This window comes from Oricola indica, assembly GCF_019966595.1.
Classification (GTDB): domain Bacteria; phylum Pseudomonadota; class Alphaproteobacteria; order Rhizobiales; family Rhizobiaceae; genus Oricola; species Oricola indica.
Genome location: NZ_JAINFJ010000004.1, coordinates 398,254 through 422,528, shown reverse-complemented (window position 1 = coordinate 422,528; position 24,275 = coordinate 398,254). Strand labels below are relative to the sequence as shown.

At 62.6% G+C, this 24,275-nt stretch carries 26 protein-coding genes and 1 pseudogene; 8 read left to right on the top strand and 19 right to left on the bottom strand.

Annotated features, from left to right (window positions below):
- Nucleotides 1–211: 211 nt before the first annotated feature.
- The 3 genes and pseudogenes from LC343_RS13720 to LC343_RS13710 all read right to left on the bottom strand — a co-directional run.
- The gene (locus LC343_RS13720; RefSeq protein WP_223477700.1) at nucleotides 212–1,069 is read right to left on the bottom strand and encodes a phosphoadenosine phosphosulfate reductase domain-containing protein; all 858 of its coding nucleotides are present in this window, start codon (nucleotides 1,067–1,069) and stop codon (nucleotides 212–214) included.
- A gap of 877 nt (nucleotides 1,070–1,946) precedes the next feature.
- On the bottom strand, nucleotides 1,947–2,129 hold the full coding sequence (locus tag LC343_RS13715) for a hypothetical protein (protein ID WP_223477699.1): 183 nt from the start codon (nucleotides 2,127–2,129) through the stop codon (nucleotides 1,947–1,949).
- A gap of 39 nt (nucleotides 2,130–2,168) precedes the next feature.
- Nucleotides 2,169–2,816: pseudogene (locus LC343_RS13710) on the bottom strand (magnesium chelatase domain-containing protein); the annotation flags it as partial.
- Between the two features lie 340 nt (nucleotides 2,817–3,156).
- Between LC343_RS13710 and LC343_RS13705 the strand changes: the two are divergent.
- Nucleotides 3,157–3,633, top strand: a complete 477-nt coding sequence (locus tag LC343_RS13705; protein WP_223477698.1) for a hypothetical protein — start codon at nucleotides 3,157–3,159, stop codon at nucleotides 3,631–3,633.
- 30 nt (nucleotides 3,634–3,663) lie between these two features.
- Here LC343_RS13705 and gshB read toward each other — a convergent pair whose 3' ends face one another.
- From gshB to rph, 7 genes are read right to left on the bottom strand one after another with little or no spacing between them, the layout of a single operon-like run.
- Nucleotides 3,664–4,602: a glutathione synthase gene (gene gshB, locus LC343_RS13700; protein WP_223477697.1), complete on the bottom strand. Its 939-nt coding sequence runs from the start codon at nucleotides 4,600–4,602 to the stop codon at nucleotides 3,664–3,666.
- A 57-nt stretch (nucleotides 4,603–4,659) separates the two neighbouring features.
- Entirely contained in the window at nucleotides 4,660–5,031 is a 372-nt protein-coding gene (locus LC343_RS13695; RefSeq protein WP_223477696.1) for a YraN family protein, read from the bottom strand.
- Complete coding sequence (rsmI, locus tag LC343_RS13690) at nucleotides 5,021–5,911, bottom strand: 16S rRNA (cytidine(1402)-2'-O)-methyltransferase (protein ID WP_223477695.1); 891 nt, start codon at nucleotides 5,909–5,911, stop codon at nucleotides 5,021–5,023. The genes LC343_RS13695 and rsmI overlap by 11 nt, the downstream gene beginning before the upstream one ends.
- The gene (gene hemW, locus LC343_RS13685; protein WP_223477694.1) at nucleotides 5,908–7,098 is read right to left on the bottom strand and encodes a radical SAM family heme chaperone HemW; all 1,191 of its coding nucleotides are present in this window, start codon (nucleotides 7,096–7,098) and stop codon (nucleotides 5,908–5,910) included. Before hemW ends, rsmI begins: the two co-directional genes overlap by 4 nt.
- Complete coding sequence (rdgB, locus tag LC343_RS13680) at nucleotides 7,088–7,738, bottom strand: RdgB/HAM1 family non-canonical purine NTP pyrophosphatase (protein WP_223477693.1); 651 nt, start codon at nucleotides 7,736–7,738, stop codon at nucleotides 7,088–7,090. The genes hemW and rdgB overlap by 11 nt, the downstream gene beginning before the upstream one ends.
- A complete protein-coding gene (locus LC343_RS13675; RefSeq protein ID WP_428982554.1) occupies nucleotides 7,735–8,148 on the bottom strand; it encodes a VOC family protein in 414 nt (137 codons plus the stop codon). Before LC343_RS13675 ends, rdgB begins: the two co-directional genes overlap by 4 nt.
- 8 nt (nucleotides 8,149–8,156) lie before the next feature.
- Complete coding sequence (gene rph / locus LC343_RS13670; protein WP_223477691.1) at nucleotides 8,157–8,879, bottom strand: ribonuclease PH; 723 nt, start codon at nucleotides 8,877–8,879, stop codon at nucleotides 8,157–8,159.
- Nucleotides 8,880–9,025: 146 nt separating this feature from the next.
- Between rph and hrcA the strand changes: the two genes are divergently transcribed.
- The 3 genes from hrcA to LC343_RS13655 all read left to right on the top strand — a co-directional run bounded on the left by hrcA (nucleotide 9,026) and on the right by LC343_RS13655 (nucleotide 11,647).
- Entirely contained in the window at nucleotides 9,026–10,096 is a 1,071-nt protein-coding gene (gene hrcA / locus LC343_RS13665; RefSeq protein ID WP_223477690.1) for a heat-inducible transcriptional repressor HrcA, read from the top strand.
- 149 nt (nucleotides 10,097–10,245) lie between these two features.
- Nucleotides 10,246–10,974 (top strand): nucleotide exchange factor GrpE, encoded by a 729-nt coding sequence (grpE, locus tag LC343_RS13660; protein WP_223477689.1) that lies wholly within the window; start codon nucleotides 10,246–10,248, stop codon nucleotides 10,972–10,974.
- A 103-nt stretch (nucleotides 10,975–11,077) separates the two neighbouring features.
- Nucleotides 11,078–11,647 (top strand): outer membrane protein, encoded by a 570-nt coding sequence (locus LC343_RS13655; RefSeq protein ID WP_223477688.1) that lies wholly within the window; start codon nucleotides 11,078–11,080, stop codon nucleotides 11,645–11,647.
- Nucleotides 11,648–11,703: 56 nt separating this feature from the next.
- On the opposite strand, the gene LC343_RS13650 is transcribed toward LC343_RS13655, so the two are convergent.
- Nucleotides 11,704–12,702 carry an adenosine kinase gene (locus tag LC343_RS13650; protein ID WP_223477687.1) on the bottom strand — a complete coding sequence of 333 codons (999 nt, stop codon included), beginning with the start codon at nucleotides 12,700–12,702 and terminating at the stop codon, nucleotides 11,704–11,706.
- A 116-nt stretch (nucleotides 12,703–12,818) separates the two neighbouring features.
- Here LC343_RS13650 and LC343_RS13645 point away from each other — a divergent pair, with 116 nt between their 5' ends.
- Nucleotides 12,819–13,550, top strand: coding sequence for a sulfate transporter family protein (locus LC343_RS13645; protein ID WP_223477686.1), 732 nt, complete (start codon nucleotides 12,819–12,821; stop codon nucleotides 13,548–13,550).
- Nucleotides 13,551–13,556: 6 nt separating this feature from the next.
- Here the strand turns inward: LC343_RS13645 and nth are convergent, their stop codons facing one another.
- Nucleotides 13,557–14,315: an endonuclease III gene (nth, locus tag LC343_RS13640; protein WP_223477685.1), complete on the bottom strand. Its 759-nt coding sequence runs from the start codon at nucleotides 14,313–14,315 to the stop codon at nucleotides 13,557–13,559.
- A gap of 22 nt (nucleotides 14,316–14,337) precedes the next feature.
- Between nth and LC343_RS13635 the strand changes: the two genes are divergently transcribed.
- From LC343_RS13635 to LC343_RS13625, 3 genes are read left to right on the top strand one after another with little or no spacing between them, the layout of a single operon-like run.
- Nucleotides 14,338–14,844: a DUF2244 domain-containing protein gene (locus LC343_RS13635; protein ID WP_223477684.1), complete on the top strand. Its 507-nt coding sequence runs from the start codon at nucleotides 14,338–14,340 to the stop codon at nucleotides 14,842–14,844.
- A gap of 40 nt (nucleotides 14,845–14,884) precedes the next feature.
- Nucleotides 14,885–15,421 (top strand): GrpB family protein, encoded by a 537-nt coding sequence (locus LC343_RS13630; protein WP_223477683.1) that lies wholly within the window; start codon nucleotides 14,885–14,887, stop codon nucleotides 15,419–15,421.
- Nucleotides 15,422–15,446: 25 nt separating this feature from the next.
- A complete protein-coding gene (locus LC343_RS13625) occupies nucleotides 15,447–16,334 on the top strand; it encodes a methylated-DNA--[protein]-cysteine S-methyltransferase (protein WP_223477682.1) in 888 nt (295 codons plus the stop codon).
- A gap of 20 nt (nucleotides 16,335–16,354) precedes the next feature.
- Here the strand turns inward: LC343_RS13625 and LC343_RS13620 are convergent, their stop codons facing one another.
- The 7 genes from LC343_RS13620 to LC343_RS13590 all read right to left on the bottom strand — a co-directional run bounded on the left by LC343_RS13620 (nucleotide 16,355) and on the right by LC343_RS13590 (nucleotide 24,258).
- Nucleotides 16,355–16,996, bottom strand: coding sequence for a 2,3-bisphosphoglycerate-dependent phosphoglycerate mutase (locus tag LC343_RS13620; protein WP_223477681.1), 642 nt, complete (start codon nucleotides 16,994–16,996; stop codon nucleotides 16,355–16,357).
- 25 nt (nucleotides 16,997–17,021) lie between these two features.
- On the bottom strand, nucleotides 17,022–17,837 hold the full coding sequence (gene dapB, locus LC343_RS13615; protein WP_223477680.1) for a 4-hydroxy-tetrahydrodipicolinate reductase: 816 nt from the start codon (nucleotides 17,835–17,837) through the stop codon (nucleotides 17,022–17,024).
- 28 nt (nucleotides 17,838–17,865) lie between these two features.
- The gene (locus LC343_RS13610) at nucleotides 17,866–19,677 is read right to left on the bottom strand and encodes an ABC transporter ATP-binding protein (protein WP_223477721.1); all 1,812 of its coding nucleotides are present in this window, start codon (nucleotides 19,675–19,677) and stop codon (nucleotides 17,866–17,868) included.
- Nucleotides 19,678–19,802: 125 nt separating this feature from the next.
- Entirely contained in the window at nucleotides 19,803–20,834 is a 1,032-nt protein-coding gene (locus LC343_RS13605) for a glucokinase (protein WP_223477679.1), read from the bottom strand.
- A 25-nt stretch (nucleotides 20,835–20,859) separates the two neighbouring features.
- Nucleotides 20,860–21,243, bottom strand: coding sequence for a methylglyoxal synthase (locus LC343_RS13600; RefSeq protein ID WP_223477678.1), 384 nt, complete (start codon nucleotides 21,241–21,243; stop codon nucleotides 20,860–20,862).
- A gap of 77 nt (nucleotides 21,244–21,320) precedes the next feature.
- On the bottom strand, nucleotides 21,321–22,355 hold the full coding sequence (gene mepA / locus LC343_RS13595) for a penicillin-insensitive murein endopeptidase (protein ID WP_223477677.1): 1,035 nt from the start codon (nucleotides 22,353–22,355) through the stop codon (nucleotides 21,321–21,323).
- A gap of 82 nt (nucleotides 22,356–22,437) precedes the next feature.
- Nucleotides 22,438–24,258, bottom strand: coding sequence for a GtrA family protein (locus LC343_RS13590; protein ID WP_223477676.1), 1,821 nt, complete (start codon nucleotides 24,256–24,258; stop codon nucleotides 22,438–22,440).
- Nucleotides 24,259–24,275: the final 17 nt, after the last annotated feature.

Below are 24,275 nucleotides of genomic sequence, written 5' to 3'. Positions count from 1 at the left end.
CCGCGCTCCTCATCGATCTTCTTGAGGGCTTCCTTAAAGAGGTCGCGGGGTGGTGTGTTTGAATTTTGGTCGGACATTTGGTCTCTAATCGCTGTTGATGGGGTCTATTCCGATAGAAGGCGAACACCTGAGGAAGTTGCGCTCGGTGCCAGTTGCTAAACCAATCGTGAATAGGTGGTCTGCGCCTATGATTTGGACTTACAGGGGGCCTTCATGTGGCTTCACACCAGCCCGGCTTGCAGCCAGATAGGTCCTCATCGGGTAGATCATCGGGCGGTTTTGCGTCGTTGGGGTCAGGCGGTCTGTACTTCCCCCTTTCGCTATTCGCCCATTTGCGGACCTCCGAAGCGCCCTTCGCTCCCATATGGCGGTGGGGACGGAACATTGTCTTGCCGATCTCCGCTTCTGCGGCGGCAATCTCTTTCCAATCGGCATCGGTAAATTGTCGCATATCGGAGCGATTAGAGTTTATGCACTTACACTCACGGGAGCGGTGAGAAAGCACCTCGAAGCCTGCTCGGAGGATAAGTTCGTCCCGCTGAGCCGTCTTCCACGTCGCGAAGGGCGCAATCATGACGCGTCCGCCGTGGTTTTCACTGCGCGGAAGCCACTCAGGAAAGCTAGCGCGATCCGCGCTCTCCCCCTGTCTCACACCAATCAAGCATATCGCCCTGGCCTCAGGGTCATGAGCCTCAAGCCAGCGCTGTCCCGGCTCAATTTTGAGGATATAGGAGCACCACTGGTAGCGTTGGGTAGGGAAGCCTTTCTTGCTGCGAGCAAGTTGACGAAACCCCACAGACGCGGTGCGGTAGGGCGAAAAGCCCAGAGAGCGCACCCAGCATTCACACCTTTCGACGCGCTCCATCCAACCATCCGCAGCCCAACCGGTGTCAGTGAAAACGACCGCCACGCCTGTAAGGGCATTTTCATGCGCCCACTGGATTAGTGCCACACTGTCGTTGCCGTAACTTGAGAAAATGACGAACCGAATTGAGCCGTTGCATATCTCGTCAGTACTAGTCATCGAAGTGCAGCGAAGTGGGGCAACCTTGTTCTCGACACCGGTCATGGCGTCACCTGCGCTTTCGTGCCGTCGAAGGCTCCCCAATCTTCTTCGGACAATTCCTGTCGCCTTGCTTCGAGTAGCGGCCTCAGGTCTCCCCCGTTCATGAGGGTCCGAAGGTATCCCTCAAGTCGGTCGTCTGTTCCGAAGTGTCTCATCGCGAAATCCAGATGGTCCACCAAGCGGAACAGTGTAGCCTCAAGTTCCTCCCGGCTCATCTCGCCAACATCGGGGATCGGAAAGCACGGGTTGCCTCGGGTGGGGTCTTCTTGAAGGAACCGGGTTAGGTCATGCGGTAGTGGGTTGGTCATGGGTTGACCCTTTCGTTGGTGTCGTTGGTGTGGGGTGGTTGGCCGAACCCGCTCCACCTTAGCAGCGGGTAAAAAAGGAGCGTCTCCGGGCGCTGACGTGCAGCCGGATGCTCCAAAGCAAGGCGGAAAGCCTCTCGGTCAGGTGAAGGGAAAGCCGCCCTAGGGAACGCGATGCGGCCTTGGCGTCGGCAAGAGGTCTATATCAATAGGACGCCTATTTCGGCGGGGGTGCCGTTTATCAATAGGGAGCCTATTTCAAGATAGCGGGTAGTTGCACCAAACCGGCTTCTGGCGAGCGCGTAGTGTTTATCGAGTACACGCCTAATTGAGTGTAGACCGGTACGGCGAGCGTATGGCGTTTATCAAGAGGGAGCCTATTGTGTGTCGTGTGGTAGATTAGGCGAAAAAGTAATCGGCCTTGCGGACCTGCTCGATGTCCAAATTCCCCATGAACGGTAGGGCTGGCCTTTATCATTAGGGCGGCTATTTCCGCGCGACTTCCCCAAACGGCAACGAAAAGGCCCGCACACCACCAAGCGCACGGGCCTTGAAGTCGGTTCGATATGGGTGCGTTAGGCTGCTTGCTTCCCGTCAGCCGTGATAACCTCCAGCCCCCAACTTACGTCCTTCCCGGCACGCCAGTCCTGTAGGAATTCGGTGCGCTCGTGGTCGTGGAGGTGGTCCAGCGCAAAGGCGATGGCCTCAGCGTCGGTTTTGGGGAGAGCGGGCTTGGTGTTCTTGGTGATGGTGGTCATGATATTGGGCTCCTTTCATGTTGCGAGGTCTTTCGTTTACAACATGAGGAGATTGTGCCCTCCTGCGGCGGCGACCTCCAGGGCGCGCTTGGCCGTTTCCTGGCCCTTGATGTCGGCGAGATCAGGCAGGCCTGCTGGAAGCTCGCGGCGGGCGGGCACCGGGCGTGTGAGAACCTGCGTGCCGCGGAAATGGTTGGCAAGCGAGATCAGGCTCGCCGGCGCGACGATATCGACATCCTCGCCCGCCCAGGCCGCTTCCGGCCCGCATTCCTTCGGACAGATCAGGCCTTTGCCCTGCGCATTGGCCGCAATCGCCGCCGGCAACACGCCGGCAACCGGCGCGATGGTGCCATCGAGCGACAGTTCCCCGAGCACGACATAATTCGACAGCGCATCGGCGGGCACTGCGCCGAGCGCCGCCATGAGACCGAGCGCGATCGGAAGATCGAAATGCGAGCCTTCCTTGGGCAGATCGGCGGGCGCCAGATTGACTGTGACCTTCTTGGGCGGCATCGACAGGCCGGAGGCATGCAGCGCCGACTGGACCCGCTCCCGGCTCTCGGCCACCGCCTTGTCCGGAAGGCCGACGATATGCATGTTCACCTTGCCCGGTGCGACCATGACCTGAACATCGACCGGCACCGCCTCGATGCCCTGAAAGGAAACCGTCGAAACCCGAGATACCATCTGCCCGTCCCCGCCTGAGTTCTTCCATTAAGACTCATAAATAGGAACAAGACAAGAACATATTCGCAACTTGTGCACGCAAAGCGTGTTTCCGGGTTGTATCCGGTTGTGACCGCGGAACAAAAGGTTAAGTGCGCGAGCCTCATCGCTTCGCCCCGACCGCGCCCCGCAGCAGAGCGGAATTCTCCGCGCAATCGGATGATCGGCACATTTACTTAAAGGAAGCCGACGGACTCGACCGATCAGAGGTCCACAACTTTTCCAGGCAAACCAGCCCATTCATTGCTTTGACGCGAATATTTTCACGTTGCTGCAATTATTTTGGGATTTTCTGTCCGTCATGGACAGTCAGTACCGCGAAGTCGCCGGACCAAACTCGCCCAGCCCGTTTCGAAAATGGGGCCTCTGGGCCGTGCTCTTCGGCGCGCTCGCGCTGGCGCTCGTCTTCTTCCAGATCGCAGCGCCGTCCTTCGAACCGAAACCGTCCGTCGGAGCACAGATCGGCGAAATCGCCGGAGAGATCAAGCGGTCGGCCTGGCGCACATTTCTCGGACTGCCCAAACCGGAGTTGAAGGCGGAAGCCGCCCCGCTGACCTACTACCTCGCCCTCGCGGCGCCCATCCTCGGCATCGTCGCCATTCTGCTCTCGCTGATCTCTGGCGTGCTGCGCGAAAACTGGCGATATGCCGCCTATGGCGTCAGCCTCGGCGCGACCGCGATCGTCTTCCAGTATTTCTGGTGGCTGGCGCTTGTCGTCGCGGCCGTGGTCCTGCTGGTCGCGATCATCGAGAATATCGGCGACATCTTCAGTTTCTGACAAGGGTTGCGGGCGCGCCGTCCGGCAGCCCTAAATCTTCGCCTCAACGGCGTCCCAGAACAGCACGGCGATGTCGGCGCCGCCGAATTTCTTCACCTCGCGGACGCCGGTGGGCGAGGTGACGTTGATCTCGGTCATCAACCCGCCGATCACGTCGATGCCGACCAGGGTGAAGCCCCGATCACGCAGGGACGGGCCGATGCGGTCGCAGATTTCCCGCTCGCGTTCGGTCATCTCGGTTTCGACGGCCTTGCCGCCGACATGCATGTTGGAGCGCGCATCGCTTTCATCGGGGACACGATTGATCGCGCCGACCGGCTCGCCATCGATCAGGATAATGCGCTTGTCACCGCCGCGCACGTCGTCGAGATAGCGCTGCACGATGAGCGGCTCGCGGGTGAGCTGGGAAAACATCTCCATCAAAGACGTCAGATTACGGTCGCCGTCGCGCAGGTGGAAGACGCCCGCGCCGCCATTGCCGTAGATCGGCTTGATGATGATATCGCCATGGTCGCGGCGGAAGGCGCGAATCTCCTCCATGTCCTTGGTAATCATCGTCTCCGGCATCAGGTCCGGGAATTCCATGACGAAGATCTTTTCGGGCGAATTGCGCACCCAGACCGGATCGTTGACGACCAGCGTCTCGGGGTGAATGCGCTCGAGCAAATGCGTGGTGGTGATGTAGTTCATGTCAAAGGGCGGGTCCTGCCGCAGCAGGACGACGTCCATCTCCGCAAGGTCCGTCCGTACGGCGGCGCCGAGCGTATAATGATCGCCCTCGACATCGCGCACCGAAAGCGGCTCCAAGCGCGCCGACACGGTTCCGCCGAGCATGGTAAGCCGGTCGGGAGTATAATGGAAGAGTTCATGGCCGCGCTTCTCGGCCTCGAGACACAGCGCGAAAGAGGTGTCACCGGCGATCTGGATGCCGGAGATATGGTCCATCTGGACCGCGACCTTGAGAGGCATGGAACGGTTTCCCTTGAATTCGACCCGTTAAGTGGCGCGCGCGGCGCGGAAAATCAATCAGGGATATATGCCGGGAACGTGAACCGGCCAACGGCGCGGCAGCACCGCGACAAGATCGAAGCGCATCGACAGGCGGGCATGGTCCGGCTGACGGGAGAGCCACAAATCGGCTGCGGACTCGATACGGTGGAGCGCATTGGGCGTCACGGCATCCATCGCTTCCGTCAAAGTGGGCCGCGCCTTGACCTCGACAATGGCGACAAGATCGCCCCGCCGGGCGATCAGGTCGATCTCGCCGGCCGGCGTACGGTAGCGGCGCGAAAGGATGCGGAAGCCTTTCAGACGCAGGGCAAACGCCGCGAGAAACTCACCGCGATGGCCGAGACCATAGGCGGCGCGCCGCTTCTGTTTTGCCGGCTCAGTTTTCATCCTTCAAAGCCAGCAGACGCGCATAGAGATCCGATTTCGGCAGGCCGGTCGTTTGCGCTGCCTCGCGGGCGGCCTTGGATACGGACATGGACTGCAGAAGGTCGCGCAGCAGCGCATCGGTGCTTTCCGGCGTCCATCGCGTTTCGCCCTCCGGCGCTGGCGCGATGAGGATTACAATCTCGCCCTTGATCGTTTCGGATTCGAACCGCTCCGCGATTTGGCTGGCCGTTCCCGTCCGGATCGTTTCAAACCGCTTCGTGAGCTCGCGCCCGACGGACACAATACGATCCGGACCGAAAATTTCTGCTATCGACGCCAATGCGGCCTGCAGGCGGTTCGGCGATTCGAAAGCGATAAGCGTGGACGATTCATGCGCCAGTTCTGAAAGACGGGTACGGCGCGCCGTATCCTTTGCCGGCAAAAAGCCTATGAATCGGAAATCGTCGCTCGGCAAACCGGCGGCGGAGAGCGCGGTCAGCGTCGCGGATGGGCCCGGTATCGGGATGACACGTAAACCGGCGTCGCGGGCTGTCCTGACAAGCCGAAAGCCAGGGTCGGAGACGAGCGGCGTTCCCGCATCGGAGACGAGCGCCACGGTCTTTCCGGTTTCCAGCGCCTCGACGAGTTTCGGGCCGGCCACATCGGCATTGTGTTCGTGATAAGCGACGGGTTTCGCCCGGATACCGTAGCGATCGAGCAGGCGACGCGTTACTCGTGTGTCCTCACAGGCCAGCACATCACAGGCCGCCAGCGTCTCCAGCGCGCGGATCGTGATGTCGCCCAGATTTCCGATCGGCGTCGCGACAACATAAAGGCCGGGATCGAGCGGCGGCGCGGAAATCTCGTGGCCACCGATAATAAATCCGCGCCCGCCACTCATGCCGCCAGTTCCGCGACGAGGGCGTTCAGCACCAGACGCCCGGCCGGCGTGGCGCGCAGACGGCTGTTGGCGACAGGCTCAACCAGTTTCTCGGCCTGCAGCATGGCGAGCCGCGCGGGGTCGAAGGCCCGGCCGGAGAGCGATTCATAGCGCGCGACATCGATGCCTTCCGCAAGTCGCAGGCCCATCAGCAGCATCTCGTCACCCTGCGCCTCACTGTCGAGGCTTTCCTCCTCGATCACGCCATGGCCCCGTTGCTCGACGGAGGACGCCCATGTCTCGGGATGGCGCTCCGTGATGGTGACGCGCTTGCCGCCGCCCGGCAGCGAGAAGCGGCCATGCGCGCCGGGACCGGTCCCGACATAGTCGCCATAGCGCCAATAGGTCAGGTTATGACGCGATTCCGCGCCGGGCGCGGCATGATTGGAGATCTCGTAAGCCGGCAGGCCGAGATCCGCCGTAACGGCATTGGTCAGATCGTAGAGATCGGCTGCGCGGTCCTGATCGGGGATGGCGATCCTGCCGGCCTCGAAAAGCGCCTTGAACGGCGTGCCGTCCTCGATGGTGAGCTGGTAGAGGGACAGGTGGTCGGCGGCATATCCGACAGCCTCGCGCAGCTCCGTCTCCCAGGCATCAAGCGCCTGGCCCGGACGGGCATAGATCAGATCGAAGGAGAGGCGCGGGAAGGTTGCCCGGGCCATGGCGATCGCCTGCAGCGCTTCCTTCGTATTGTGAAGACGGCCGAGAAACTTCAGATCGGCATCGTTCAGGGCCTGAACGCCCAGCGACAGGCGGTTGACTCCCGCGGATCGATAGCCGGCAAATCTTCCGGCATCCGCAGAGGACGGGTTCGCCTCCATCGTAATCTCGATACCGGCCGGAAGCCCCCATATCCGGTCGGCGGTCTCCAGAAGCGCTGCCACCGTCTCGGGCTGCATCAGCGAGGGCGTGCCGCCGCCGATGAAAACCGAGGTGACGGCACGCGGACCGGTCCAGCCGCGCATGGTTTCCATCTCCCGGCGAAACGCCTCGACGTAACGCGCCTGATCAACGGGCTTGTGGCGAACGTGGGAATTGAAGTCGCAATAGGGGCACTTGGCCGCGCAGAAGGGCCAATGGATATAGACGCCGAAACCGGGCGCGCCATCGTCGCCATTCGACCGGGCAGCGGCGGGTTTATGCAACACCGAGACAGTCATGGGCGAAGGCCTTGAAGGCGCGGGCGCGATGCGACAGAGCACTCGCGTCGCCGGGCTTCCAGCCATGTTTTTCTTCCGCGGACATCTCGCCAAAGGTAATGTCGTAGCCCTCCGGTTTGAAGACCGGATCGTAACCGAAGCCGAGCGTGCCGCGCGGCGGCCAGACCAGCGTTCCTTCGACCTCGCCACGGAAATACTCGACATGGCCGTCCGGGAAAGCGAGGCAGAGGACGGATACGAAACGGGCGGTGCGGTCCTTCGGGTCGGATGCTCGCTTTTCCGCCAGCTTCTCCTCGACATTGCGCATCGCCATGGCGAAGTCGCGTGTGCCGTCGGGCATTTCCGCCCAGTCGGCGGTGTAAACCCCCGGCTGGCCGTCAAGCGCATCGACGCAAATGCCGCTGTCGTCGGAGAGCGCCGGAAGGCCGGTCGCCTGCATCGCGGCGACTGCCTTGGTCCTGGCATTCTCCTCGAAGGTCGTGCCGTGCTCGGGTGGCTCTGCAAGCCCCAGTTCGCCGGCCGACGTCACCTCGAAGCCGAACGGGCCGATCAGGTCGCGCATCTCAGACAGCTTGCCGGCATTGTGTGTCGCGAGCACGAGCTTGCCGGGTTCGAGTTTGCGCGTCATTCCAATCCCCAGAGTTTCGGTTCTGCGATCTCCAGGCTGTTGCCGGCCGGATCTCGGAAATAGAGGGAGCGGGCGCCATTCGGCCAGCGGAAATCGGCCTCGATTTCCACGCCCGCAGCCTCCAGATGGCCGCGCCAAGCATCCATATCCACCGGCGTTGCCTTGAAACAGGCATGGCCCGGGCCTGTCGCACCATGGCTCGGCACCGGCATGGTCGGATTCCTGGACGGCTGGAGCGTCTGGTCCGGCCGGAACAGGAGAAGCACGCCCGTGCCGCAGGCGAAGAAAACGTGCCGCCCCTCGACCTTTGCGATGCGATCGAGCCCCATCACTTCGCCATAGAAGCGCTCGGCGGCGTCGAGATCGGCGACGTAAAGCGCCGTCTCCAATATACCGTCCGGACGCAACATGGCCGGCATCAGGCCCCGACCGCCTGTTTCTGCATTTCGACGAGCTGCTGAATAGCGTTCGACGCCTGGTCGAACAGCGCATTGAACTCGTCGCGCGAGAACGGGACGCCTTCCGCGGTGCCCTGGATTTCGACGACCCCGCCGGAGCCCGTCATGACGAAATTGGCGTCGGTTTCGGCCTCGGAATCCTCGGCGTAATCGAGATCGGTGACCGGCGTTCCCTTGTAGATACCGCAGGAAACGGCCGCGATGTGGTCCTTGAGAACCCGCGTCTTCGACGCCATCTGACGCTTATGCATCCAGTCGAGGCAATCATGCAAAGCGACCCAACCGCCGGTGATCGACGCCGTGCGGGTGCCGCCGTCCGCCTGGATCACGTCGCAGTCGATGGTGATCTGGCGTTCGCCGAGGGCTTCGAGATCGACGATGGCGCGCATCGAGCGGCCGATCAGGCGCTGGATTTCCAGCGTGCGGCCGCCCTGCTTGCCCGCCGACGCCTCGCGGCGCATGCGATCGCCGGTGGAACGCGGCAGCATGCCGTATTCGGCGGTCACCCAGCCACGGCCGGAATTGCGCATCCATGGCGGGACTCGCTCCTCGAGGCTCGCGGTGCACAGCACATGCGTGTCGCCGAATTTCACCAGGCAGGAGCCCTCGGCATGTTTGGAAACGCCACGCTCGAAGGAAATGGCGCGCATCTGGTCGGGCATGCGCCCGGACGGTCTCGTCATGGATGTACCTCTTGGACTCAAATGTGCGGGCGTTCTAGAGGAACGCCGCGCCCGTGCATAGGGTGCGTCGATCGACGTTTCCCGTGTTTGATCGGGCGAAGGCGCATTATATAGATGATGTGAAACCGGAGCTGTCGCGTAGCACGATGCCAACAAACCTCAATTTCAGTTCCGAGCTCGACGACCGGTCGCAGGAGATTTTCCGGCTGATCGTGGAGAGCTATCTGCAGGAAGGCGAGCCGCTGGGCTCGCGCACCCTGTCGAAGAAGCTGCCCATGTCGCTGTCGCCCGCCTCGGTGCGAAACGTCATGAGCGATCTCGAGGCTCTCGGCCTGATCTACTCGCCGCATGTCTCGGCCGGCCGCCTGCCGACCGAACAGGGACTCAGGTTCTTCGTCGATGCCTTCATGGACACCGGCGAGGTGAACGACACCGAGCGGTCCCTGATCGAATCGCAGATCAAGCGCGACGGCCAGCACCAGTCGATGGAGAAGCTGCTGACCGACGCCAGCCAGATGCTGTCCGGCATTTCGCGCGGCGCAGGGCTCGTCATGACGACCAAACGCGAAGGAATCCTCAAGCACATCGAGTTCATCCGGCTCGAGGAAAAGAAGGCGCTCGCCGTTCTGGTGTGGGAATCCGGTGAAGTGGAAAACCGTGTCATCGACCTGCCCGCCGGGACGACCGCCGCGCAGCTCTCGGAAGCGGCCAACTATCTCAATCACCACGGCCGTGACCGCAGCCTGTCGGAAGCGCGGCGGGCGATCGGCCAACGCCAGGAAATCCTGCGTTCCGAAGTCGATGCGGTCAGCGCCGACCTGATCGCCCGCGGCCTCGCCATGTGGTCCGGCAATGGAGACGGGCAGCCGGCACAACTGATCGTGCGCGGCCGCTCCAACCTGATCGAAAACGTCCAGGACAAGGAACAGATCGAGCGGCTGAAGCTCCTGTTCGACGAGCTGGAGCGAAAGGACGAGATCGCGCGCATGCTCGAACTCACGGAATCGGGCTCCGGCGTGAAGATCTTCATCGGGTCGGAGAACAGGCTGTTCTCGCTGTCCGGCTCCTCGCTGGTGGTCGCCCCCTACCGGGACTCGAACCGCCACGTGGTCGGCGCCATCGGCATCATCGGCCCGACGCGTCTCAACTATGCACGGATCGTACCGGTGGTGGACTATACCGCGCAGCTGATCGGAAAACTGCTGGAAGACGGCTAGTTACGGCGGCTTGTCACGCGCGACCGAGACCCGGCGGCAAGGGCTTCCGCATCGCGACCGGCGAATCTCGCGCCTGCCCTTGATTTTTCACGGTCAAACCTCGATATCGCCGACAAAAGAAATCCCCGAACATCATGGAAGACATCCAGATGGCTGACGAGAAAAAGACGGCTGCCGAAGACATGAACACCAATATCAATCCGAACGACCGCGATGCGCTGAAACGCGCCGCCGACGACATCCTCAAGAAGGGTCGCAAGACGAACGCGGCCGAGAAATCGGCATGGGCGAACGACTCCGAAGGAGAGGAAGGCGAGACCTCCAGCGAAGAGGCCGTCAATATCGGAGACGAGATCGCGGCGATCCAGGCCGAGAATACGGATATGAAGGACCGGCTGCTTCGGTTGGCCGCCGACATGGAAAACCTGCGCCGGCGTACGGAGCGCGAAGTGCGCGACGCTCGGACATTCGCGATTTCCAAATTCGCCGCCGACATGCTGGGCGTCGCCGACAATCTGCGCCGCGCCCTCGACCATGTCACGGACGAACAGCGCGAAGCCGCCGATGAAACGCTGAAGACACTCCTCGAAGGCGTCGAACTGACCGAACGTTCCATGCATTCGACCATGGAGCGCCACGGCGTGAGGAAGCTGGAGCCCGAAGGGCAGAAATTCGATCCGAACTTCCATCAGGCGATGTTCGAGGTGCCCAATCCGGAAGTGCCGAACAACACGGTCGTTCAGGTCGTGCAGGCCGGATACCAGATCGGCGATCGCGTGCTGCGGCCTGCCATGGTCGGCGTCGCCAAGGGCGGCCCGAAGCAGACGGCGGAAGCGGAACCGGGCGCACCAAACCCGGAATCCGAAAAAGACGCCTGAAAACAGAGTCGATTCTGCGGCGTTAACCATGCCGCTTCACGCTTCGAAAAGAAATTTTAACTAATCCGGTAGCCATCGCTTAACCAAAGCCATGGAGCTACCGATGAAAATCAACGTCTTTCTGACGACCGCAGCGGCCCTTGCCTCGCTGAGCGCGGTGGCGAACGCTGCCGACACGACTTACTACGATCCGGCTCCGCAGCCGCAATACTCCGCCCAAACGCAGTACCAGTCGCCGAACTGGCAGGGCGCCTATGCCGGCGTTCAGCTTGGCGGCGGGCAGATCCGGACCGATGGCGGCAACGATACGGCGATGGTTGCCGGCGGGCATGCCGGTTATCTGATGCAGCGCGGCCAGTTCGTTGCCGGGCCGGAAGTGGATGTTAACTGGGCCGGTTGGGATGTCGGCGGCATGGAAGTCGATGCGACCGCGCGTGCAAGGGTTCGCGCCGGTGTCGCCATCGACAATCTCCTCGTCACCGGCTCCGTCGGATACGGCCACATGTGGGCCGACGGCGAGAGCGATGGCGGCCTTTCGGTCGGCGCGGGCGCCGACATGCAGCTTTCCGACCATATCGTCGGCGGCGCGGAGTATCTCCACACGAATATCGGTGGCGGCGCAGACGTGAAGACCCACGAGGTCCGCGGACGCCTCAGCTACAAGTTCAACTAACCGGCCGAACATCGCCGGGGGACGGAAAGGGCCGCGCGAGCGGCCCTTTTTATTTGTCAGCCCTTCAGCAGGCCGGCGTCGATCGCTGCCTGGCGCAGCGAGATCTGGGGGCGCGGTCCGATCTGCTGGATGACCACGGACGCGGCAAGCGAGCCGAGATGGGCACAATCCTCCAGCGAGCGGTCCTGGGTATAACCCCACAGGAATCCGGCCGCATAAAGATCGCCGGCGCCGGTCGTATCGACGAGATTGTCGATTTCGAAAGCCGATACGCTTGCGGTTTCGCGGGACGTCATCGCGATCGAGCCCTTCTCCGAACGGGTCACGACGGCGACATCACAATCGGTGCGCATCGCTTCAAGAGCGGTCTCGAAATCGCCGGTCTGATACAGCGCTTTCGCCTCTTCTTCATTGGCGAAGACGATATCGACGGTGCCGGACCGCATCAGGTCCAGGAACTCGTCGCGGTAGCGATCGACGCAGAACGGGTCCGACAAGGTCATCGACATCTTTCGTCCATTGGCATGCGCGATATCGGCGGCCATGCGAATGGCATCCTTTGCGCGCGGCGGGTCCCACAGATATCCCTCGAAGAAGGTGACCTTCGATCCGGCGACCTTGTCCTCCTCGATGTCCTCCGGGCCAAGTTCGACGCAGGCGCCGAGATAGGTGTTCATCGAACGCTCGCCATCCGGCGTGACGAAGATCATGGATCGCGCGGTCGGCGGCGGGCCCGCGAGCGGCTTCGTATCGAAGGCGACGCCCTGGGCACGAATGTCGTGGCGGTAGATGCCGCCCAGATGATCGTCGGCGACCTTGCCGAAGAAGGCAGCAGCACCGCCGAGGCTGGCGACGCCCGCCGCGGTGTTGCCGGCGGATCCGCCGGACGTTTCCACCGCCGGGCCCATGCGGTCATAGAGCAGTTCGGCGCGGTCCGCGTCGATCAGGTTCATCGCGCCCTTGATGATGGTGTTTTCGTGCAGGAAGTCATCTTCGGCACGGGCGATGATATCGACAATGGCATTGCCGATGCAAAGGACGTCGAACTCGGACATGGATTCCCCAAAATGAAACGTTTCCCGGCGTTTAACGGCTCGTGCGGCGCTTGCAAAGTGCGGGCAGCGAAAAGCCGCATCTTGCATGCCGGCGCATTCGTCGCCATTTGGCCTGCATGATTTTCGATTCCGCCCTCAATGCGCTGCGCTCGCTTCTGCATACCGGCATGCGCGCGACCTTCTGGAAATCGCTCGGGCTGACCATTCTTGCGCTGATCGGTGCCTGGTTTGCGATTTCATCCGGGTTCACCGAACTGGCGTTGCCGTGGGTTTCCGACTTCTTCCAGCTCGATTTCGAACTGCCGAAATGGACCGGCTGGATCTCGTTTTTTGCGCTGATGATGGCCGGGTTCGGACTGGCGGCGGCGCTGGCCTTCCTGATCGGGCCTGTCAGCGCACTGATCGCCGGCATCTTCCTCGATGACGCGGCGCAGGCTCTGGAGGAAACCTATTATCCGGACGACCCGCCGGGCAAGGCGATGCCGATTGGCGAAGGCATCTGGCTGGCGATCAAGTTCACCGGCGTCGTCATCCTCGGCAATTTGCTCGCCTTGGTGTTGCTGCTGGTGCCGGGTATCAACCTGATCGCCTTCTTCGTCATCAACGGATACCTGCTCGGCCGCGAATTCTTCGAGTTCGCTTCGAGACGGTTCGGGCCGGACGACTATGCCCGCCGGCTTCGTGCGAAACACGGTATGACGATTTTCGGCGCCGGACTGGTCATCGCGGCTTTCATGGCGGTGCCGATCCTCAACATCCTGACACCGCTTTTCGGCGCCGCGCTCATGGTGCATCTGCACAAGGCGATCGCCGCGCGCGACATCAACCGGGCGGCCTCGGTCGCCTGATTTCGCTCAGCCGATCACCTGCGCCGGCAGTTCGACGAGCGGCGCGGGGATGTCGCAGGACTTTTCCTTCGACTTGCAGATGTCGGCGATGACGCAAATCTCGCATTCGGGCTTTCGCGCCTTGCAGGTGTAGCGGCCATGCAGGATCAGCCAGTGATGGGCGTGGAAGAGATAATCCTCGGGAATCACCCGCATCAGGTTTTCCTCCACCTCGTCGGGGTTCTTGCCCGGCGCGAGACCGATGCGGTTGGCGATGCGGAAGATGTGGGTATCGACGGCCACGGTCGGGATGCCGAAAGCCATCGACATGACCACATTGGCGGTCTTGCGGCCAACGCCCGGCAGGGTGACCAGTTGCTCGCGGGTGCGCGGGACCTCGCCGCCGAACTCATCGACCAGCTTTCGCGACAGGGCGATCACGTTCTTCGCCTTGTTGCGCCAAAGCCCGATGGTGCGGATATGCTCTCCGACCTTCTCCTCGCCGAGCGCCAGCATTCTTTCCGGCGTGTCGGCGACCGCGAAGAGCGCCTTCGTCGCCTTGTTGACGCCCGCATCGGTCGCCTGCGCGGACAACGCGACAGCGACGACCAGCGTGAACGGATTGACGTGCGCAAGTTCACCCTTCGGTTCGGGCCTTTGGACCGAAAACCGCCGGAAGATCTCGCGCACCTCGTCCTTCGAATATTTCGAGCGCGGCAGGCTCTTCCTGCGCCGCTTCGACCCCGCCACCGAGGCTGCGGCATTTTTGGACTTTGGTTTTTGCATACCTCCCCTATAAATATCAGTCATGGCAGAGACAACGCATGAAGACGGGGCACCGGAAGACCACGCGGAGAAGACGCTCTTCACGGCGCTATTGACGCCGCATCGCTCGCTGTCACGCAATGGTTTCACCGTCCTGATGATCCTCGCGGGCGCCGTTTTGCTCGTGCAGGCTTTCTTCTTCTTCGTTGCCGGCGCATGGCCGATCGCGACATTCTGCGGCCTCGACCTCTTGGCGCTTTATGTCGCCTTCAAGCTGAATTACCGGGCGGGGCGGGCGCGCGAGGAAGTGCAGGTGTCGCGCCGGGAACTCCTGATCCGCAAGATCACGCCGGCGGGCCGGGCCACTGACCACCGCTACAATCCGTTCTGGGCGCGGTTCCTCGTCGACCGGCATGACGAGATCGGCATCACATCGATGAAGGTCAGCGGCGAGGGCCGTACCACGCCGGTCGGGGCCTTCCTCAATCCCGACGACCGGGAGAGCTTTGCCGACGCGTTCTCGAACGCGCTGTCGACGGCGCGGCGTTAGCACAGCACGATTGGAAAGGTAAGCGTGATTGCCGAGACGCGTGGAACTGGTCCCGCATAATCCTGGCTGGCGGCAACTTGCATGTGAGGAAGCGCAAGTTCTTCGCAAGAGCGCCGGAGGTATCTTTCTTGCAATTCATCACATTGGCTCGACCGCAGTTCCAAGCATACGGGCAAAGCCTGTTATCGACCTGATGGCCGAGGTCGCAAACCTCGATCTGCTGGATGAAAATCAGGCGGCAATTGAATCGGCTGGTTATGAATGGCGCGGGGAGAACGGCGTGCCCGCCCGTCGATATTGCATAAAGAACGATCCGCAGAGTGGGGTCCGCCTTGTCCATTTGCATTGTTTTGAAAGAGGCAATGCGGAGATCGACAGACACTTAGTGTTCCGCGATCTTCTGCGTGCAAATCCGCGGATTGCCCGAGCCTACGAGGCCGAAAAGCATCGTTGCAAAGAACTTCATCCTGACGACAGCAATGCCTATTCCCGTTGCAAGAGTGAGTGGATTCAGAATGTCGAGCGGGGAGCTGGCTTCGTCAAGAATCGGGTGGCGAGGCCCCTCGCTTCGTGGTGAATTCCACGAAGATGAGGATTTCGCCATGAACGCCATGACCCGACCGCAAACCATCCTGACCGACGAGATCACCACCGGTGCCGATTACGAGATCGTACGCCGCGTGATCGAGACAATTTCCGAAAACTACCGCGAGCACCCCTCCCTCGAAGACCTCGCGGCTTCCGTCGAGATGGAGCCGACCGCGCTGCAGAAGCTGTTCACCCGCTGGGCGGGGCTGTCGCCAAAGGGCTTCCTGCAGGCGGTGACGCTGGATCATGCGCGCCGGTTGCTGGCCAGCGACCTGCCGCTGCTCGACACGGCCTATGAGCTGGGGCTTTCCGGACCCGGACGATTGCACGATCTTTTCGTCACGCATGAGGCGATGTCGCCGGGCGAATACAAGGCGAAGGGCGCGGGGCTGACATTGCGCTACGGCTTCCATGTCTGCCCGTTCGGGCTGGCGCTGATCATGGTCACGGACCGCGGCCTTGCGGGTCTCGCCTTCTGCGATCCCGGCGGCGAGAAGGCGGCGCTGGACGACATGACGGGGCGCTGGCCACAGGCAGGCTATGTCGAGGACATGGGCGCGACCGCGCCCTATGCGGCCCGGATTTTCGATCCGGCCAACTGGCGTCCCGACCGGCCGCTGCGCGTGGTCCTGATCGGGACGGACTTCCAGGTCTCGGTCTGGAACGCGCTGCTCAAGATACCCATGGGCAAGGCGCTTGCCTATTCGGAGATCGCCGACCGGATCGGCCGACCGGAAGCACCCCGCGCCGTCGGCGCGGCTGTGGGTGCCAATCCCGTTTCCTTCGTAGTGCCGTGCCATCGCGCCGTCGGCAAGTCAGGCGCGCTGACCGGCTATCATTGGGGACTGACGCGCAAACGGGCTATCCTCGGCTGGGAGGCCGGACAAATCGGCGATGTTTGACAGGCGCCGTAAGCCGGCGCTCAGTGCGCGCCGGACATGTCTCCCAGGATTTCCTTGGAGGCGACGGTGGAATCGGCGTTCAGCTTGTAGACCATCGGCACGCCGGTCGCGAGGTTCAGCTTGGTGACTTCGTCGTTCGACAACCGGTCGAGGATCTTCACCATCGCGCGCAACGAATTGCCATGGGCGGCGACCAGCACCTTCTCGCCGCGCAGCACGCGCGGCAGGATCTCGGTCATGTAGTAGGGCCAAACGCGGGCGCCTGTATCCTTCAGGCTTTCACCCTCGTCGCCCGGCGGCGGCACGTCATATGAACGGCGCCAGATATGAACCTGCTCCTCGCCCCACTTGGCGCGGGCATCGTCCTTGTTGAGGCCGGCGAGATCGCCGTAATTGCGTTCGTTGAGCGCCTGGTCGTGGATCGTCTCCAGATCGGACTGGCCGATGATGTCGAGGATGATCTCGCAGGTCTTCTCGGCGCGCTTGAGAACAGAGGTGAAGGCGATATCGAAGGTGATGCCGTAGTCCTTGATCGCCCGTGCGCCCTCCTGCGCTTCTTCCACGCCCTGTTCCGTGAGGCCGGGATCCTTCCAGCCGGTGAAGAGATTAAGCTTGTTCCACTCGCTCTGGCCGTGACGGACGAGAACCATTGTTCCGGACATGAAAAACTCCCTCGATCGATCGGTGTCAGCTGGTAAGACCCAGCACGTCATACATGGAATAGAGGCCGGGCGCACGGCCATGGGTCCAGAGCGCGGCCTTGACCGCGCCCCGCGCGAAGATCATGCGATCCTCAGCGTGGTGGGATAGCGTTACACGCTCGCCCTGTCCGGCAAGGATCACCGAATGATCGCCGACGACAGAGCCGCCGCGCAAGGTGGCGAAGCCGATGGAGCCGTTCTCGCGCGGACCGGTGTGGCCGTCGCGCACGCGCACGGAGTGTTCCTCCAGATCGATGCCGCGACCCTTCGCCGCCGCCTCGCCGAGCAGCAACGCGGTTCCCGACGGTGCGTCGACCTTGTGGCGATGATGCATTTCCAGAACTTCGAGATCCCAGTCGGCTGCATCCAGCGCACGCGCCGCCTGCTCGACGAGAACCGAGAGCATGATGACCCCCATGCTCATATTGCCTGACCGGACAATGGCGGTCATTTCCGCGGCTGCGGCGAGGGCGTTGTCGTCATCGTCCGAAAGGCCGGTCGTTCCGATGATATGGGCAATGCCGTTCTTCGCCGCGTGACGGGCGACGGCAACGGTCGCAGCGGGAGCGGTAAAATCGAGGATGGCGCGCGCGCCGGAAAAGGCTTCTTCCATCGAGGCCGAAACAGCGACTCCGTTCGGCTCGAGCCCCGCAAGAACGCCGCAATCGGCACCGATCTGGGCTGCACCTTCGCGCTCCAGCGCGCCTGACAGTTCGACGCTCTCATTCTCGTCGATCGCGCGAATGAGATTGCGGCCCATCCTGCCGCCGGCCCCGACAATCGCGATGCGCATCTTGTCCATGGTTTCGCTTCCTTCAGCCATCGGTCCGTCAGCTTTCGCCCGGTGCCGCTCCGGTTTCCTTGTCGGCTTGCACCGCTCGCTTGTCGAGCAAGTCCGGTGCGTTCGTATCCTGCAACGCGAAAAACCGCGCATAGATGCCGTTCGGACGCGCGATCAGGGAAGAGTGATCGCCTTCCTCGACGACACGGCCCTCTTCCATCACGAGAATATTGTCCGCATCGACAACGGTGGACAGGCGATGCGCCACAACAATGGTCGTGCGTCCTTTCATGACCGCCACGAGCGCCTGCTGCACCAGCTTCTCGGAGTCATTGTCGAGGGCCGAGGTCGCTTCGTCCAGCAACAGGATCGGCGCGTTGCGGACGATCGCGCGCGCAATCGACAAGCGCTGACGCTGGCCACCGGAAAGCGTGACACCGTTTTCGCCGACCGGCGTGTCATAGCCCTGCGGCTGGGCAAGCACGAAGTCCTCGGCATGGGCGAGGCGCACCGCTTCCTCGATCTCCGCGTCGGTCGCATCCGGACGCCCGTAACGGATATTGTCGCGGATCGAGCCCTCAAAGAGATATGGCTGCTGGGACACGAAGGCGATGGAGCCTCGCAGCGACGCCTTGGTGACGTGGCCGATGTCCTGGCCGTCGATCGTGATCGTTCCGCCCGTCGGATCGTAGAAACGCTGAAGCAGGGCGATGACGGTGGATTTGCCCGCGCCCGATGCGCCGACGATCGCCGTCGTCCTGCCGGCCTCGGCGACAAAACTCAGTTCGCGCAGAACCGGCAATTTCGGCGTATAGGCGAAATCGACCTTGTCGAAGACGATACGGCCCTGGTCTACGTCCAGTTTCGCCGCGTCGGGGACATCGGTCTGGCCGACCTCCATGTCGAGGATCTCGTAGATCATGCGCGCATTGACGACGGCGCGTTCCAGATTGACCTGGACCCTGGCGAGGCGCTTGGCCGGCTCGTAGGCGAGCAGGAGCGCCGCGATGAAGGAAATGACGGCGCCGGGCGGCTCTGTCATGAAGATCGCGCGATAGCCGCCATAGGCAAGAACGCCCGACACGGCGACACCGGCGAGCAGGTCGGACAGCGGCGTCACGCGCTCGGAGATAGCGGCCAGCTTGTCGGCGCGTTCATGCGCGCGGTCGATCAGGCCCCTGATCTTTTCCTTGAGCTGATCTTCCATGGTGAAGGCTTTCACCACGGTTATGCCCTGCGACACCTCCTGCATCGTTCCCGCCACATGCGCGCCGAGCATGACCGTGTCGCGCACGACGCTTCTGATACGCCTCGAAACATAGGCGACAGCAATGATCACGGGCGGACCGATGAGAAGAGAGGCGAGCGTCAGCGCCCAATCCTGAACGATCATCACGATGATCAGTGCGATCAGCGTCAGCAGGTCGCGGGCGATCGACGTCACGATCGTGTTCAGAATATCGCGGATGGCTGTGATGTTCTGGCTGATTCGGGCCGCGAGTTCGCCCGAGCGCGAGTCGGTGAAGAAGTCGACGCTCAGGCTCATCAGCTTATCGAAGATCCGCTTCTGGTAGCGGGCGACGATGTCGTTTCCGATCCGCGCGAGAAGCACTGCCTGGACATAGCTCCCCACGCCGCGGATCAGGAAAGCCAGGAAAATGGCCACGCAGATCCAGACAAGCATGTCGCGGCGCTGGCGATAGAAGATCTCGTCGATGATGTCGCGCAGGATCCACGCCGTGAACGCGGTGGATGCGGCCACGAGAACCAGGCTGACAATCGCGATTACATAATAACGGACATAGTCGCGCGCGTTCTCGGCGACGATGCGTTTCATGAGCAGGAATGTGCCTTCCGGCATCGATACCTTCTTGTGCCGGTCCGCTTTCAACGGTTTTTCCTTATGCCCCTTCGGAAAACGCGGGAGCTATACATGACGCATCCTCGAAAAGATACCATGCGAAATCAAGCAATCCGCAGTACGGGTCAATCCTCGCGCCACCAGCGCCCGGATGTGTCGACACCGAAGCGCGCGGGCATGCGCGCATAGGCCGACAGTCCTTCCAGAGGCGCCTGATCGTGGGTGATCACGAAGACGGGCGTCTGTTCGAGCAGGTTGCGGTGCGGCTCCTTGTTGTCGAAGGCCGCGCGGAAACGGTCCGCATCGATCACCGGCAGGATCTTGTGAGTAATGCCGCCGGTCAGGTAGATGCCGCCGCGCGCCATGAAGACGAGCGCCATGTCGCCGGCGACACGCGCCAGATACTCGATGAAAAGCTGCACGGTCTCGACCGCCACCGTGTCACTGCCGTCGAATGACGCCGCCGTGATCTCCTCCGGACGGGAAAAGACGACCGGGCGTCCGTCGGCCTGGGCGATCGCCTTGTAAAGATTGACGAGACCGCGCCCGCACAGGATCTGCTCGCCCGACACGCGGCCGCCGATCGTCTCGAGATGCGGGAAAATCTCGTAGTCGCGTTCGGTGCGCGGCCCGAGATCGACATGGCCGCCCTCGCCCGCGACCGGGATCCAGGTGTTGGAGCCGTGCACGATGCCGGCAACGCCAAGGCCGGTGCCCGGCCCGATGACGACCCTGTTGGCATGGGTGATCCGCTCTCCGCCGCCAATCGGCTCGAGAAACTCGGCGTCGAGAGCGACCACCGCCAGCGCCTGTGCCTCGTAGTCGTTCATCACCATGACGTCGCTGAAACCGAGTTCGGCGATCAGGCGTTTCGGCCGGACGATCCAGTGGCAATTGGTCAGGTCGATTTCGTCGCCATCCGTCGGCCCCGCGACGGCCAGCACCGCCGATTTCGGCAAGATGGAGGTCTTGTCGAGAACAACCTGCTGGATCGCGGCATCGAGCGTCGGATAATCCGCGGTCTTTATGGGTTCGAAACGCTTGGGCTCGGCATTCGAGTCGATCACGATCGCAAACCGTGCATTGGTGCCGCCGATATCGGCGATCAGCACGGGAAAGGGCAATCTCTCTTCTGCTTCCGTACGGCCGTTGGACATGTGCCTCTCCTTGATCCGGCTTTGGTCAGGCCCCGGGCAGGGACGCGAGCAGCATGCCCGCGGACCTTCGATTTAGCGCAAGGGGAATGTCATAGACAATGGCAAGCCGCATCAACGCCTTGACGTCAACGTCATGGGGCATGGGTGTGAGCGGGTCGACGAAGAAAACGACGGCCTCGACGAGGCCTTCGGCAATCATCGCGCCGATCTGCTGATCGCCACCCAGCGGGCCGCTCTTCAGCGGCGTCAGGGCAAGGCCGGGACATGCCTCGGTAATCCGGGCGCCGGTGGTGCCGGTCGCGACGAGATCGTAACGCGAGAAAGCCGCTTCGTGCTCGCGCACGAATTCCACGAGGTCGTCTTTCTTCTGGTCGTGGGCGACCAGTGCGATCCTGCGCGTCTGGCTCATGGCAATGTCCGTTTAAATCGTTTGAACCCGCATAATCGAATTGGCTCACGGATAAAAGCCGAAATCGCGGCGCGGCATCAATTCGGCTTCGCCGCAGGGATCGGAACGAGGACCGGAACGCGATTGCCCGGTATGGCCGGCGCCTTCACCGGCACCGCCGTCGCGCGCGCCAGTGTCGGGTCGTAACCATCGACATAGGTGACCAGCGATGCATCGGCGGGAGCCGGTTCTCCGAGAATGCGCGCGCAGGCCGGCGGCAGGTCGGAAAGCGTGACCGCTCGCGGTTTTACCGGTTTCTTGCCCGGTTCCGGCTTTGCCGGCGCCCAGGGCTCGTCGGTAAACCACCATGCGAGGCTTTTTCCGCATCCATTGCCCGAGCCGGTCGACTGCTGCGGCCGGCAATTCGGCGAATCGTCCGGACAGAAGATACGGACATGGAAATGGTAGTGGTGACCGTAATAGGGCCGAAGCTTGTTCATCCAGTCATCATTGGCGCGCGATCCGCCATAAGCCTCGCACATCGCCTCCTTGATGCCGGGATGGATGAAGATGCGCTGCACCTCGTCATAGGACGCCGCGCGCTTGAGCAATCTTGCATGCGCGGGCGTGAATTTCTTCGTATCGACGTGCAGCGAGTCCTTTTTCAGCATCGATGTCGCGCTGGTGTTGGCGCGCTCGCTGCGCGTCAGCGTGCGTTTCGGCATCGGCGTCAGCCAGATATCCGCATCGAGCCCGACCTGATGCGAGGCATGGCCCGACAGCATCGGCCCGCCACGCGGCTGCGCGATGTCACCGACGAGCAGTCCCGGCCAGCCGTCCTGCACCGCCTCGCGCGAGAGCCTCTCCAGAAGAGCGATCATCTTCGGGTGGCCCCAGCGACGGTTCCGTTCGAGCCGCATCGCCTGCCAGGTCTCACCGTCTGTCGGCAACGCGACCGCGCCGGCGATGCAGCCCTTCGAATAGAAGCCGACCGAAGCCGGTTCGGAGACGCTGGGAAGCGGCATGCGGCCGAAGAGTTCCTTGGCGGCAGGCTCGGCGGCGGCAGGTGCGGCGACGGCAGTCAGCGCCGCGACCGCGCCGGCGATCTTCATGATGCGGGAAATGAATGCCATGCCTGTCACGTCCGGCCCTGTTTGGCGCTTCCTTGCATTGTGTCCAGAACTAAACTGATTTGCGGCATTCACCAAGGGCCGTTCACGGCAGGACCCTGTAGATCACCAGCGGCTCTCCAACGGTCGATGGAACCGCTTCCAGCCAGTCCGGAACCGATCCGCCACGCAGCGCCGCCTGGAAGCCGTTTGGCGCAGCGGCTATGAAGTCGAAACCGTCGGCGCCGTTCAGACAATCGGCGACCAGCGTCACGCCATGGGTCCGCAGCATGGATCGCGCCTCTTGCGGCGCGGCCAGCATGGCGTCGATCAGCAGCAGATTGCCGGCGGTGTTGCGGTGATATGGCCCGGCCACGGCGCGGTGGCCTGTGTAGAGCAACACGCTCGCGCCGATGTCGGTCGCACCCAGCACGACGCCTTCGGGTTCGCCGGCAAGCGGCGCGTATAAATCTGACGTGTAGCAATAGTCGCGCAGGGATGCGGAAGCGACCTGTTGCTGCAATGTCGGGCCAGCGGAAAACAGCGCGGCTGCCTGCGCGCCCGCGATCCACCAGACGAGATTGAGCGACACCGCCCAGGCGCCGGCAAGACCCAGCGTCGCCGGGATCGACCGTCCTTCCGGCATGTTTTCGCGCATTCGTCCGATCCAGAAACCAAGCGGCAGGACCGCAAAAGCAGCTGCGAATGTGAAACCGCGCTGCTGCCAGGCCGTGACCGCGATACCCATTGCGAGAAATGCGGTGAAGACCACGGCCTGCCCGCGCGGCAATGGTTTTCCGCGCAACGCCGAGATGACGGATACGATAAGAGCGCAGACCGCCATGCCGTAGAACCCGAACAGGGCAAAGGGATCCGCCGTCCAGAGGTCGGCCAGGGACCGGGTCTCGACGACGCCTTCCAGCCAGAACGTCTTCAGACGCGGATCGAGGCCGGCGAGCGGATTGGCGAGACAATGGGGAAAGAACACCGCGACGAGACCGGCGACGGCAGCGCCCAGGAGCCCGATCCCCGCGAGCCGCAGCATCGTGCCGCGCATGAATGACACGGCGGCCAGGCCGAGGCCACCGGCCGACGCGGCCAGGAGATGAAAGGAGGAATAGGCATCGCAGGCATTGCCGGTCCAGTTCGACGGCGCGACCGTCGCGAGGAAGATCACGGCAGCGGATGCGGCAACAGAAAGTCCGAATGCGCGCGCGGCGGCTGGCGAGACCGCGCCGAACACGAAACCGAGCGCGACGGCGACGCCCGCCAGCGCGACATAGGGCAGGACTTCCATGCCGATGGCGATCATTGCCACCGCGACGAGGCCAGCCCAGGCATGCGCCGCGACAGCACGCCCCCCAGGCAGAATCAGCGCAAGGAGCCATAGCGCCAACGCGATCTGGATATTGTGATGGTCCAGTGCGCCGGGCCCGAAAGCGCCCGTCGTCCAGAGCGCGACCGCGCCGATGACGGCGACGGCGACGGTAAGGCGCCAGGCGGCGTTGCCGGTGCGCCAGCAGGCGGTCATCAGCGCCGCCATGGCGAAAAGCAGCGTGATCGCAGGCCAGAGGGTTTTCGCGACCGCCTCGCCAAGCGCTGCGTCGCCGGTCATTGCCGTCACGATCATGACGATGCCGGCAATCGGCGCATCGACCAGGCGCGACCAGTGCATCACAGTGCCGCCATCGAGACCGAGCCTGTACTGGGTCAGATCGAACCAGCTCTGGCCGGCAAGAAGGTCACGCACTTCGACGAGCCTCAGAAGGTCGTCGGAATTGGGAATGCCCTCGGCATCCGAGCCGCTCAATCCGATCAGCGTGACGAAGAGCGTCGCGAAAAGCGCGAGCAGGACAGGCTCAAGGCGCGCAGAGGCAGACCCGGAAGCCCTCTGTACGCTGTCGCGTTGTCCGGAAAGATAAGTCATCGGCAGGAAATCCGCTT